The organism is Salinibacter ruber DSM 13855, assembly GCF_000013045.1.
Taxonomy (GTDB): Bacteria; Bacteroidota; Rhodothermia; order Rhodothermales; family Salinibacteraceae; genus Salinibacter; species Salinibacter ruber.
Window position 1 is genome coordinate 645,630 of the sequence record NC_007677.1, and the last position, 12,710, is coordinate 658,339.

Here is a 12,710-nt window from a genome sequence, read left to right on the forward strand (position 1 = left end):
AAGGGGTCAGTCAAAAAAGAGGCCGGACGATGGCAAATCAGGAATCCCCGGGCTACCGGAACAGGCGCGGATCGTCGACAGGCTCCGCATCCGTCCACGGCCCGCCGAGCGCGCGGTGAAGGGCAAGGCGCGCGTTGGTCACGGCCCGCCGAACGCCTGCCAGGCGGGTGCGGGCCTGCAGGAGGGTGCGCTCCGCGTCGATCAGGCTGAGCACATCCCCCACGCCGCGCTCGTAGCGGTCGCGCTGGGCCTGGAACGCGTCTCGCGCGGTGTCGACCTGCCGCTCCACCTCACGGTAGCGCTGGCGCTGCTTCTCGTAGGCCACCAAGGAGGCCTTCACCTCCTGAAAAGCAGTCAGGACCGTCTGCTCGTAGCGTGCGGCCTGCTGCTTGTAGCGGGCTTCGGCAGCGTTCAGGTTGGCGCGGAGCTGACCGCCCTGAAACAAGGGCGCCGTCAGCTGGCCGGCAAAGCTGGCGAATACCTGGCCGGGGTCCACCAGGTCGGCCAGCTCGCTGCTCTGCGTCCCGCCCTGCCCGGTCAGCGACAGGCTCGGCAGCATCTCGGCCCGGGCCACGCCGATCTCCTGGCGGGCCGCCTCCAGGCGGAGCGCCGCCCCGCGCACGTCGGGCCGCTGCATCAGCAGGTCCGCGGGCAGGCCCGCGGGCACCGGCTCGGGGGCAAGGGGAACGGTCATCGAGTCCGGCAGGAGCGCGCGCTGCTCCCCGGCGAAGCGGCCGAGGAGCGTTGCAAAGCGACTCTGGGCCTCGTAGAGCCGGCGTTCGAGGTCCGGCTGGTCGGCCTGGGCGGCCTGCAAACTCTGACGGACGGTGTACAGCTGAAACGACGGCACGAGGCCCCGCGCGTAGCGGTCCTCGGTCACGGCGACTCGTTCCTCCAACAGGCCGACGGTGCGCTCCCCGAGGCGCACCTGCCGCCGGAGGGACGCGATTTGGGCGTACGTCGAGATCGTCTGACTGATGACCGAGAGGCGGGCGGTCTGCAGGTCCGCGGCCGTGGCGAAGTACTGGCTGAGGGCCGCCGTGCGCTGGCTCCGCACGCGGCCCCAGAAGTCGAGCTCGTAGGAGAGGCCGAGCGTGGCCTGGTAGTCGGTAAACTCGAAGCGGTCCGGGCCCTGCCCCCCGCCGATGGCGCCCCCGATGCCGGTGTTGGCGGGCTGGTTCTGGTAGTTGCCCTGCCCGTTGGCCGTGACGCTCGGAAACAGGGGGGCCCGTGCAATCCGGAACTGCGCCGCCAACTCCTCAACGCGCCCCTGGGCCTCCTCCAGATTGAGGTTGGCGGCGAGGGCGGTGTCGACGAGGGCCGTGAGGGACGGGTCCTCGTACGCGGCCCACCACCGCGTGGCGTCGTAGGCGGCCGTGTCGGCGGCCGCGGCCGGCAGGGTGGTGTCGCCGGGGGCCGCCTCAAACCGGTCCGGAAGGTCCTGCTCGGCCTCCGGGGTGGACATCTCCGGGGTCATCGAGCATCCGGCCACAGTCAGCATCCCCAACAGAAAGCTGGCGATAAGCAAGCGAGAGCCTATCATTCAGTAAACGTTTCGACGTTGAACGTTTGAACGGATAACGCTACTCACGGGGGGCGGCCCGGGACCCACTTCCTCCCTCCGGTCGGGGCGCAAGGCCGTGGTAGATGAGGTCGAACAGGTGCTCCTTCCGGGCCTCCACGAACGCGCCCCAGTCGTCCTCTGCGTCGGGATGCATAATCTGCACGGTCGGCCGCGCCATGAAGAAAAAGAGGCAGGTCGAGACGACAGAGAGCACCGTGTGCTGCGGGTCGACATCCCGAATCTCCCCGGCGTCCACGGCCGCCGCGATGGTCTCGACCAGGATCTGGGGCGGGGCGTCGCCGGCGTTGGTTGCCTCACGCAGGTGGGTGCCGAGCAGGCGTCCCCCGGCGAGATTCTCCTGCACCATCAGGCGCATGGCCGCCTCGTCGGACCGGACGAACTCGACGTACCCGTCGATGAATGCGCGCAGGGTGTGCTCGAAGGTGGAGGCCTCGCGCAGCGACGCACCGAACGAGGCCATGAACCGCTCCACCGTGTAGGTGAACACCTCCTCGTACAGCGTCCCCTTGTCCTGGAAGTAGTAGTGCAGCATCGCCTTGTTGATGTCGGCGGCGTCGGCGATGGCCTGCATCCGAGCCCCGTGCCGGCCCTCCCGGGCAAACACGTGGAGCGCCGCGTCGAAGATCTGCCGCTCCGTCTCGGAGTACTCGGAAGGAAAGGGGGAAGGGGGAGGCATGGAGAGCGCATCTGGGGCAGAAGTGATTGCTGTAATCGAGGGCCCACTGCTTGGTTCAACCAAATGGTTAACTGTCGTGTAAAGAAAGGCGTCCCCTCGGCGGGGCGTGGCGGACCAGGGGCGACGTGAAGGAGGCGCGGGTTCGCCGAAGGGGACAAGAGCTGTCCGGTCGCGCCCCGGACCCGTCGCAGGGGCGGCAATGGGCTTTCCGGAAAGACGACGGCAGCCCCGAAACACCACCCCGCGCCTGCCGTCGGACAGGAGCGATTACACTTGCCTTTTTGCCGATGTCCTCTTCTCGCCATGGCCGACCATCCGCAGTGGGACCACCCGCCCGACCTCCAAATCGACACGGACGCCGTCCACGAGGCGACCTTCGAGACCAGCAAGGGCACGATCCACGCTGAGCTCTATCCCGAGCACGCCCCCCATACGGTCAACAACTTCGCCTTCCTCGCCGACGAGGGCTTCTACGACGGCACGCCGTTCCACCGGGTCATTGAGGGCTTCATGGTGCAGGGCGGCGACCCCACCGGTACGGGCCGGGGCGGACCGGGGTACGAGTTCGACGACGAGATCGACGGCAACCCACTCACGCACGAGACGGGCGTCCTCTCGATGGCGAATGCGGGCCCCAACACGAACGGCAGCCAGTTCTTCATCACGCGGGCGCCGCAGTCGCATCTTGACGGCAAGCACACCGTGTTCGGCGACGTGACCGACGGGCAGGACGTGGTCGACGCGATCGAAGAGAGCGACACGCTGAAGAGCGTCACCGTCGAGAAGCGGTAGCGCAGGCGACGCGCCGAAAACCGGCCTGTCTGCTTCTTCACAATCGAGCGTTGACATTGCCGGACGCAGCGCGTACTGTTTGCACTGCTACATTACTGGTAGCGCCACATTCATCCAGAAGGGTGAAGGGAGCAGGCCCGATGAAGCCCTGGCAACCGCCGTCGGCACCCCCCGACGGAAAGGTGCCCCATCCTGCCTCGACTGCTGTCGAGGAAAGATGAGTGGGACCCGCGACCCTTTTGGTTGCTGATCCCCATCTGCTTTCCTGGCGGCTGGGGATTTTTCTTTTGTCTCCGGTCGCGTCGGCACATAACGGAGCGCCCTCCGGGCCTGTCCTCGGCTCTTCTGGATGAGCACTTGCGTCCTCTTCATCCAGAGAGCCGATCTTTCTATGAGTGCCCAGAACGGACAGCACGACCCTCAGGAATCCGAGCGGCCCGACGCCCCCGAGGCGCCCCGCTACGAAACCCGCCAACTCCATGCGGGACAGGAGCCGGACCCGGCCACCAACGCCCGGGCCGTGCCCATCTACGCGACCACCTCCTACACCTTCGACGATGCGGAGCACGGGGCCGACCTCTTCGCCCTCGAAGAGTTCGGCAACATCTACAGCCGCATCATGAACCCGACGAACGACGTCTTCGAGAAGCGGGTGGCCGCGCTCGAAGGCGGCGTCGCGGCCGTCGCCACCGCCAGCGGGCAGTCCGCCCAGTTTTTGGCCCTCAACACCCTCTGTGAGCACGGCGACAACATCGTCTCCACGAGCTACCTCTACGGCGGGACCTACAATCAGTTCAAGAACTCCTTCCCCCGCCGCGGCCTCGACGTCCACATCGCCGACGGCGACGACCCCGACTCGATCGAACGCCTGATCGACGCGGACACGAAGGCGGTCTACCTGGAGACGATCGGCAATCCGCGCTTCAACATCCCGGACTTCGAGCGGATCGCCGACATCGCCCACGCCCACGGCGTGCCGCTGGTGGTGGACAACACGTTCGGGGCGGCGGGCTTCCTGTGCAGCCCGATCGAGCACGGGGCCGACATCGTGACGGCCAGCGCGACGAAGTGGATCGGCGGGCACGGCACCACCATCGGCGGCGTCATTGTGGACGCGGGCACGTTCCCGTGGGACAACGGCCGCTTCCCCGAGTTCACCGAGCCGAACCCCAACTACCACGGCCTGCAGTTCTGGGAGACGTTCGGCCCGGACGGCGTGCTCGACACGAACGTCGCCTTCGCGATGCGGGCCCGGGTGGAGGGGCTACGCGACTTCGGCCCGGCCCAGAATCCGTTCGGCTCGTTCCTCCTGCTGCAGGGCCTCGAAACGCTGTCGCTGCGCGTGCAGCGGAGCTGCGACAACGCCCTTGCGCTCGCCAAGTGGCTCCGAGAGCAGGACGCGGTGTCGTGGGTCAGCTACCCGGGCCTGGAGGACCACCCCTATCACGAGCGGGCGAATCGGTACCTGGAGAACGGGTACGGGGCGGTGCTCACGTTCGGAGTGGAAGGCGGTGTCGACGGCGGCAAGCGCTTCGTCGAGAACGTGGAACTGGCCAGTCACCTCGCCAACGTGGGGGACGCGAAGACGCTCGTTATCCACCCCGCCTCTACCACCCATCAGCAGCTGACCGAGGAGGAGCAGCAGGCCTCCGGCGTCGAGCCCGACATGGTGCGGGTCTCCGTCGGCATCGAGCACATCGAGGACATCAAGGCGGACTTTGATCAGGCGTTTGCGGAGCTGCCCTCGCCGGCGGCTTCGTGATGAGGGAGTATTACGCATTTCGTGTTGCGTATCCGTCCGAGGACGACTGCCAAGGACCTCTCACGCAATACGCACCACGCAATACGCTTTGCCCTCGCCTGCTCCGACGCGTTCAGCCAACTGATTCCCGATGTCGCAGACGCTCACGGTTCCAACCCTCACCCTCGAAAACGGCACGACGCTCCGGGACGTGCCCGTGGCGTACCGGACGTGGGGCACCCTCAACGCGACCGGCACCAACGCCGTCCTGGTGTGTCACGCCCTCACCGGCGACACGAACGTGGCCGACTGGTGGGGCGGGCTCCTCGGGCCCGGTCGCGCCCTCGATCCCACGGAGGACTTCGTGGTGTGTCTGAACGTGCCGGGGTCCCCCTACGGCTCGGTGGCGCCGGTGACGGTGAATCCAGACACCGGCGAGCGCTACGGGGCCGGCTTCCCGCCGTTTACGACCCGCGACACGGTCCGCCTTCATCGGCGCGCGCTGGAGACCCTTGGCGTGCAACGGGTGGCGTGTGCCGTGGGCGGATCGATGGGGGGCATGCACGTGCTGGAGTGGGCCTTCGAGGCGACCGACGACGGGGCGCCGTTCGTGCGGTCGCTCGTGCCCATTGCCGTGGGGGGACGCCATACGGCCTGGCAGATCGGATGGGGCGCGGCGCAGCGGCAGGCCATCTTCGCCGATCCGAAGTGGCGAGACGGAACATACCCGCCGGACGACCCCCCGACAAACGGCCTCGCGACGGCCCGCATGATGGCGATGGTGTCGTACCGGTCCCGGCCGTCCCTCGACGGCCGGTTCGGGCGGGACGCAATGCCGGAACAGGACGGCACGCCTTACGCCGTGGAGAGCTACCTGCACCATCACGGCAATAAGCTCGTCGATCGTTTCGACGCAAACTGCTACGTGGCCCTGACCCGTCAGATGGACACCCACGACGTGGCTCGCGGCCGTGGCGACTACGCGAAGGTGCTGCGGGCCATCGAGCAGCCAAGCCTGGTCGTGGGCATCGACTCGGACGTGCTGTATCCGTTGTCCGAGCAGGAGGAGCTCGCGGAGCACCTGCCCAGCGCCACCCTCGAGGTGCTGTCGGCGCCGCACGGACACGACACGTTCCTCATCGAGCTCGATGCCCTCAACGATCTCGTGTCGACGTGGCGGGCCAACATCTGTTCGTCCGTGGCGGCCTGAGCCGTGATCCGGGCGTGGACAATGGCTGGAAGACAGCCTCCGCTCTCCCAGATGCCCCCGGTGGAGACATTCGCCACGGCACGTCACACCGCCCCACTACGCACCATCCCTCGCGACAGCACTGACTGACCATGCCTGATCGTTCCTTCTCTTCGACGGAATGCGCGTCCCGTCCCGTCCGCGTTCTCAAATTTGGCGGCACGTCGGTCGGCTCCGCCGACGGCATAAAAAACGCGGTCCGCCTCGTTCATGCCGCCACCGAGACCTGTCGGCCGGTCGTGGTGGTGTCTGCCGCGGCGGGCGTGACGGACGCCCTCGTGCAGGCCGCAGAGGAGTCCCGGGCCGACCGCGGCTCCGTCGAGGCCTGGACGCGGCGGGTGGGGCGGCGCTACCGCGCCCTGGCCGCGAACACCCTTGCCGACGAGGCGCTGCGGGCCCGCTACGACACCGCCTTGCGGACAGAACTGTCGGAGCTGCGCCGCGCGCTGCAGGAGATGGCGGGGCCAAACGCCGCCGCGGCTCGTGACGTCGTACTGGCCGCCGGCGAACGGCTGATGGTGCCGCTACTGGCCGCCGCACTCGACGCCTCCGGGTGCACATCGCAGGCCGTCGACGCGGCGACACTCATCCGCACCGACGCCGCGCACGGCGACGCGACGGTGCAGTGGGCCCCCACCCGGCGGCAGGTGCGCGACTGGCATCGGACGCGGGCCGCCGGCCTGCCGGTCGTTACGGGCTTCGTGGGGGAGACGGCCGACGGCAAGACGACCACGCTCGGCCGCGGGGGAAGTGACTTGTCGGCTGCCGTCCTCGCCTGGGCGCTGGCGGCGGAACGGATGGAGCGCTGGACCGACGTGGAGGGCCTGTATACCCGCGACCCGGATGCGCACAGCGACGCGCAGCCCCTCCAACGCATCGACTTCGAGCAGGCCCGCGCCTGGACGAAAGCCGGACGGCTCGGCATGCATCCGTGCACGCTCGATCCGCTGATGGACGCCGGCATTCCGCTCCGCGTCCGGTGCACGCACCGCCCCGCGGCCCCGGGCACCCGCATCGTCCCCGCCCCAACTCTCGCTCAGGGGTAACTCTGCACTGATACACCCATATGATGGCTTCTCATTCGTTCTCGGCCTCTCCCCCGGTCGCCCCGTCGACATCCTCGTGTCCGTCCCCGGTTCATGTATACGTGGCAGGCGTGGGGGACGTGGGGGCGGCCCTACTACGACAGATCGACGCCCGGGGGGACGCCGGGCGGGATCTCCATGTGATCGGCGCCTGCACGTCGCGCCGCGCCGCGTGGGGCGCCCCCAATCGCGATCCGGAGGCCCCGCTCGCCGGCGTGGACGAGGCCGCGCCGCCCGACTGGCCGGCCATCGTGGATCGTCTTGCGCAGGAGACGCCGCGCCCGCTCGTCTTCGTGGACGCGACCGGCAGCCCCGACGTGGCGGACTACTACGAACCACTCCTCCGGGCGGGGGTCCACGTCGTTACGCCGAGCAAGCTCGCCAACACCCGCTCGCAGGCCGCCTTCGACCGGCTGCGGGAGGCGGCGGCGGAAGCGGGCGTGCAGTACCGCTACGAAACGACCGTAGGGGCGGGGCTGCCCGTGGTGCAGACCGTTCGGAACCTCGTCGCCACCGGCGATCGCGTTCGTTCGATCCGCGGGGTCGTCTCCGGCACGCTCACCTTCTTGTTCAGCGCGCTGCGAGACGGGTCCTCGTTCAGCGAGGCGGTACGGGCCGCCGTCGACCGGGGGTACGCCGAGCCTGATGTGCGCGACGACCTTTCGGGGACGGACGTGGCGCGGAAGTTCTTGATCCTGGCGCGCACTGCCGGCTACGCCGTCGAGCCCACGGAGGTACAGGTCGAATCCCTGGTGCCGGATTCACTCGCCGATGCCCCCTACGAGGCCTTCCTCGATCGCCTCTCGACGGTGGACCCATACTGGCGGGAGCGGTCGGCGGCCGCGGCGGCCGAGAGCGCGGTCCTTCAGTACGTGGGCCGCTTTTCGCCGGAGGGGATCGAGGTGGGGGTTGAACCGGTGCCGGGCGATACGGCCCTTGGGCAACTGGGGGCGCAGGAGAATCTGTTTGAAGTCACGACGGACCGGTACGCCGCCGTCCCCCTCGTCGTGCGCGGGCCGGGGGCGGGCCCGTCCGTGACGGCCGCGGGGGTGCTGGCGGATGTGCTCACGGCGGTTCGGGAGGCCCGTCCACCGTCGCCCCCGGCGTAAGTAGAGGTCCGCATGGGGGGAGGGCCGAGGTCGGTTCGGGCCCGTTGATCTCGATTCCCCGTGATGCCCCCTCGTTCTTCTGGCGTCTAGCGGTGCCTTCCTTTTTGGGATGGGAGTCGGGGTGTGTGCACGCCGTTCCGAACCGGTCCGGGCGCCTGCTTTTCCGCAGCGACTACGCGTCGGGGGCCGAGTGGTCCTCAGGCGGGGGGGCGGCCGTCCTCGCCTCGTCCGGCGCAGTGCCAAGATCCAGGGCCTCGGCCAGCTCGTCTTTCCGAATTGGCTTGCTGAGAAACGCGTCCATCCCTGCTTCCAGGCAGCGCCTGCGGTCGTCCTCCGTGACGGAGGCCGTGAGGGCCACGACGTAGGGCTGTTCTTCAGATGGCATCTCGTTCCGGAGGCGGCGCGTCGCCTCCAGTCCGTCCAACTCCGGCATCTGCACGTCCATCAAGATGGCGTCGTAGGCCTGGTCGCGGACCGCCGCCAGGGCCTCCGCCCCGTCGGATGCGGTGTAAACCTCGTGCCCCATCTTCTCCAACAGTTGCGTCGTCATCGTTCGGTTCACGGCATCGTCCTCCGCGAGGAGCACACGACGAGACGGCGAATCGGGGCCGGACCGATCGCCGTCCCTCCCCGAGCCGCCATTCTCACGACCCGTCAGAAGCGCGGTCAGCGTGTCGTGGAGGCTCGACTGTTTGATCGGTTTGTGGAGCCGAGAGGTGGGGGCCGTGAGGTCGGGCGTGGCGGCCGGCCCGGCCCCGAGGAGAACGACCGGAAGCTCCGTCCCGGACGCTCGTTCTCGAAGCTGAGTCGCCAGCGCGTGTCCGCTCATCTGCGGCAGGTGCTCGTCTATCAGGGCCACCTCGTGGGCACGGTCCGCGTCCAACTGTTGGAGCGCCTCGTCTCCCGATGCGAAGACGGTCGCCTCCATGCCCCACGTCTCCGTCTGCTGCCGGAGGAGTGCACGGTTGGTGTCGTTGGGGGCGACAATAAGAACCTGCACGCCCTGCATCGCGGAAGACGATCCGGTAGCAACTCCGTTTTTGTCGGTCTGCGCGCCGTCTTCCGCTTCTTCCGCCTCAATCGTGAAGTGGAACGTAGATCCCTCGCCGACCGCACTCTCGACCCACATTTCTCCCCCCATCGCTTCTGTGAGTTGCTGGGAAATGGAGAGGCCGAGCCCGGTGCCCCCGTGCTCCCGGCTCTTCGACGCATCGACCTGACTGAACGACTCGAAGAGCCGGTCGCGCTTTTCTTTTGGGATGCCGATGCCGGTATCCCGCACGCTGAAGTGGAGCTCATACGTGCCGTCCGGCGTAGCGGGCGACGACGCCACCCGGACCCGGAGCGCAACCTCGCCCTCTTCGGTGAACTTGACCGCGTTGGACAGCAGGTTGAGAAGAATCTGATGGAGGCGGGTTCGATCCCCGCGAATCACGGACGGGACCGCCGGGTCGATCAGGTAGGTCAACTCGATGCCCTTCTCCGCCACCTTGGCGGCGAGCGGATCCAGCGCCTCCTCGATGCAGGTCTGTACGCGGATGGGCGCCTCCTCCAGCTCCGTCTCGCCGGCCTCCAGCTTCGAGAAGTTGAGGATGTCGTCGATGATGGAAAGGAGCGTGGTCCCACTGCTCTGGATCGCGTCCACGAACTGCTGCTGCTCGGGCGTCAGGTCGGTGTCGGAGAGCAGGTCGGCAAAGCCGATGACCCCGTTCATCGGCGTGCGGATCTCGTGGCTCATGTTGGCGAGGAACTTGCTTTTGGCCTCCGCTGCCGCCAGCGCCTCTTCACGGGCCTCTTCGAGCTCTTCTGTACGCTCGGCCACCTTCGCCTCCAGAAGACGCTGCCGTCGTTGTAGGCTCCAGGTGCGCCACCGGATGAGCCCAGTCACCAGCCCGATGCCGCCGATCGCGCAGAGGAGGTAGAACCATGTCGTCCGCCAGAACGGCGGTGTGATGGTGAAGGAATAGGCCTCCACCGGGCCCCACACGTCATCACTGTTGGCGGCCTGGACCTGAAAGGTGTACGAACCGGGGGGCAGATTGGAGTAGGTGGCCCGCTGTCGTTTGGTGGCCGTTGACCATCTCTCGTCGAGCCCCTCCAGGCGGTACCTGTACGCGACCCGCTCCGGAACGGTGTAGTTGATGCCGATGAAGCGAAAAATGAGGTGGTCCTTGTCGTACGGAAGCGACAGATTGGTCGGAAGCTGTTCCCACGGGGTGGTGCCGTCCGCGTACCGGCTCCAGTCGGGGTCTTCGGGATAGAGCTGAATATCCGTCAGGTGGGTCTGAGGCGGCGCAGGCCGTCCCCGGTCCTGTGCGGGATTATAGCGCACGAGGCCTGTGCTCGTCCCGAACCAGAGCATGCCGCCGTCGGCCTCGTAGGTCGCATGCTCGGTCGCCACGCCCCCTCGCAGATCGACGTCCTTGTCGTAGGAGCGAATCGACACCTGCCCCGTCCGGTGGTACGCGTCCACGTCAATTCGGTTGAATCCCCCCTCATTCCCGACCCAGAGGTTGTTGTGCCGATCGAGATGGAGATTCACTGAGCTCGTGCCGTTGAGCCCATCGTCCGGGGTGATGCGGCGGAGGGAGGCCGCTTCGCCCCGTTGCGGGGGCGGGTGGACGAACACCCCGCGCTGGGTCCCAATCCACAGGTGCCCCTTTGCATCCACCTCCAGGCTCAAGACGCCCCCGAGATCTGCGCTGTCGACGGCCGGAGTGGGGTGGAACGACGCCCCGTCGAAGCGGCTTGCGCCCTCTCCGGCCCACACCTGGCCCGTATCGTCAACGGTCACACTCCGGACCTGGTCGCTCGTCAGCCCATCGGCCGTTGTGAAGCGGGCAAAGCCGGAGCCGTCGTAACGGAGAAGCCCACGCTCGGTGGTTGCAAACCAGAGCGTGCCGGAGGGGGTCTCCACGATGCGGGTCACTGTGCCGACGGGATCGCCCTCGACCCGGTCGTACGAGGTGTAGGTGTCTCCGTCGTACCGAAAGAGCGTCGACCGGGCTGCGATCCAGAGGATGTCGTCCTGGGTCCAATGGATCGAGGTGAGCTCCTGCCGCAGTTGATCGTCCGGGCCCGGCACGTCGGTAAAGGAGGTGCCGTCGTAGCGGCTCAGCCCGTTGCGGGTTGCAATCCACAGGTTCTCGTTTGGTCCCCGATCGACGTCCCAGGAGACGTCTCCGGGAAGGCCGTCGGCCGTGGAGAAATGGTCGAAGGGGGTGTGCGGGTACTTGTAGAGGCCCTCCGAATCGGTGGTGACCCAGACATTTTGCTCCTGATCCTCGAAGAGCCCCTGTACAGACACATCGCCGATGGCGGTCGACTGGAGCCGTCCGCCCCGCCAGCGATACAGGCCGGACCGGGTTCCGAGCCAGGGGGCCCGCCCCGACGGGTCCAGGATGGAGAGCACGTCCCGGTCCGACGTGCCGGGCAGCTTTTCGAAGCGGGAGCCGACGCGCCGAAACAGCCCCTGTCCGGTCTCGACCCAGAGGCGACCGCTTGGCGGGGCGGCAAGCGTGGTCACCGATGCCGTGGCCCCGCCGTCCACGACGGACAGGGCGGTCAGTGTAGAGTCGGTGTACCGGTACAGGCCGTTGCTCGTCCCCACCCAGAGCGTGTCGCCTCGGCTGGCGAGGCCGTCGGGGTAGAGGTTCTGGAGGCGGTCCGGAGCGAGCTGCCGCAAGCCCTCTCCGTCGTGGACGTACACGTTATCGGACGTGCCGACCCATACCGGGGTGCCGTTCGTACCCCCAACGATCGACTGAATGCCGTTCTGAACGAGCGCGCTGTTGTCCGCCGTGAGCGTCGTCATCTCCCGTCCGTCGTAGCGTGCCAGTCCGCTCAGTGTCCCGACCCAGATCACTCCGGTCGAATCGGTGTGAACGGTCGTGGCCAAATTCCCCGGAAGGCCCTCATCGATCGTGAGGCGTTTGAACTCCTGGCCGTCGAATCGGGCCAGTCCCCCTCCGTACAGCCCGAGCCACAGGTACCCTTCCGGTCCCTGAAGCCCATCCCATACCTGCATTTCGGGTAGGCCGTCCTCGGTCTCGTACGCGGTAATGCGCTTGTTCTGGGCGGCTGCGGGACTAGACAGCAGGAGAGCGCCCACGACGACTCCACACGCGAGGCGGATCCCGTAGCGTTTCACGGCACTGTGCAGCATCCACACGAAGTCATCGCTTCGGGGCACGGCGGAAGGAGAGCCCTGCAAAAAGGAGGAAACGCTGAATGTTTTCTAGCTCCATACGACAATACACCACAAACATAAGGCCAGACCCACGTCTAGAGTCGGTCTTTCCGGCAGTATTTTTACAAATTTTGTACGTCAAGAACGTGGACGGGGTGCGCGTCTGCTCTGCTACTGGTCGAAGGCAACGTACGTGAACCGGGAGGATACGGCCGATGGGAACTGTCTCCGTGACGATCCGGCTCGTGGGGGCGTTGGCAATCGATCGGGACACGCCTGAGGGG

At 67.4% G+C, this 12,710-nt stretch carries 8 protein-coding genes and 1 riboswitch; of the genes, 5 read left to right on the plus strand and 3 right to left on the minus strand.

Going from position 1 to position 12,710, the window contains the following annotated elements:
• Nucleotides 1-52: 52 nt before the first annotated feature.
• Together SRU_RS02525 and SRU_RS02530 are read right to left on the minus strand one after the other, a co-directional pair.
• Nucleotides 53-1,543 (minus strand): efflux transporter outer membrane subunit, encoded by a 1,491-nt coding sequence (locus tag SRU_RS02525; protein ID WP_013061007.1) that lies wholly within the window; start codon nucleotides 1,541-1,543, stop codon nucleotides 53-55.
• 40 nt (nucleotides 1,544-1,583) lie between these two features.
• Nucleotides 1,584-2,261, minus strand: a complete 678-nt coding sequence (locus SRU_RS02530; protein ID WP_112903037.1) for a TetR/AcrR family transcriptional regulator — start codon at nucleotides 2,259-2,261, stop codon at nucleotides 1,584-1,586.
• 303 nt (nucleotides 2,262-2,564) lie between these two features.
• Here SRU_RS02530 and SRU_RS02535 point away from each other — a divergent pair, with 303 nt between their 5' ends.
• The 5 genes from SRU_RS02535 (at nucleotide 2,565) to SRU_RS02555 (ending at nucleotide 8,237) form a co-directional block, all read left to right on the plus strand.
• Nucleotides 2,565-3,053, plus strand: a complete 489-nt coding sequence (locus SRU_RS02535) for a peptidylprolyl isomerase (RefSeq protein ID WP_011403256.1) — start codon at nucleotides 2,565-2,567, stop codon at nucleotides 3,051-3,053.
• A gap of 107 nt (nucleotides 3,054-3,160) precedes the next feature.
• Nucleotides 3,161-3,277: riboswitch (SAM riboswitch) on the plus strand.
• A 125-nt stretch (nucleotides 3,278-3,402) separates the two neighbouring features.
• Nucleotides 3,403-4,815 (plus strand): O-acetylhomoserine aminocarboxypropyltransferase/cysteine synthase family protein, encoded by a 1,413-nt coding sequence (locus tag SRU_RS02540; protein WP_011403257.1) that lies wholly within the window; start codon nucleotides 3,403-3,405, stop codon nucleotides 4,813-4,815.
• Between the two features lie 130 nt (nucleotides 4,816-4,945).
• Nucleotides 4,946-6,004 carry a homoserine O-acetyltransferase MetX gene (metX, locus tag SRU_RS02545; protein WP_011403258.1) on the plus strand — a complete coding sequence of 353 codons (1,059 nt, stop codon included), beginning with the start codon at nucleotides 4,946-4,948 and terminating at the stop codon, nucleotides 6,002-6,004.
• Nucleotides 6,005-6,135: 131 nt separating this feature from the next.
• Nucleotides 6,136-7,089, plus strand: coding sequence for an aspartate kinase (locus SRU_RS02550; protein ID WP_011403259.1), 954 nt, complete (start codon nucleotides 6,136-6,138; stop codon nucleotides 7,087-7,089).
• Between the two features lie 23 nt (nucleotides 7,090-7,112).
• Nucleotides 7,113-8,237 (plus strand): aspartokinase, encoded by a 1,125-nt coding sequence (locus tag SRU_RS02555; RefSeq protein WP_011403260.1) that lies wholly within the window; start codon nucleotides 7,113-7,115, stop codon nucleotides 8,235-8,237.
• 172 nt (nucleotides 8,238-8,409) lie between these two features.
• Here SRU_RS02555 and SRU_RS02560 read toward each other — a convergent pair whose 3' ends face one another.
• Complete coding sequence (locus SRU_RS02560) at nucleotides 8,410-12,429, minus strand: hybrid sensor histidine kinase/response regulator (protein WP_237701861.1); 4,020 nt, start codon at nucleotides 12,427-12,429, stop codon at nucleotides 8,410-8,412.
• Nucleotides 12,430-12,710: the final 281 nt, after the last annotated feature.

Coding starts and splice junctions, on each gene's coding strand:
- SRU_RS02525 (WP_013061007.1), bottom strand. CDS start 1,543: ATGATAGGCTCTCGCTTGCTTATCGCCAGCTTTCTGTTGGGGATGCTG.
- SRU_RS02530 (WP_112903037.1), bottom strand. CDS start 2,261: ATGCCTCCCCCTTCCCCCTTTCCTTCCGAGTACTCCGAGACGGAGCGG.
- SRU_RS02535 (WP_011403256.1), top strand. CDS start 2,565: ATGGCCGACCATCCGCAGTGGGACCACCCGCCCGACCTCCAAATCGAC.
- SRU_RS02540 (WP_011403257.1), top strand. CDS start 3,403: ATGAGCACTTGCGTCCTCTTCATCCAGAGAGCCGATCTTTCTATGAGT.
- metX (WP_011403258.1), top strand. CDS start 4,946: ATGTCGCAGACGCTCACGGTTCCAACCCTCACCCTCGAAAACGGCACG.
- SRU_RS02550 (WP_011403259.1), top strand. CDS start 6,136: ATGCCTGATCGTTCCTTCTCTTCGACGGAATGCGCGTCCCGTCCCGTC.
- SRU_RS02555 (WP_011403260.1), top strand. CDS start 7,113: ATGGCTTCTCATTCGTTCTCGGCCTCTCCCCCGGTCGCCCCGTCGACA.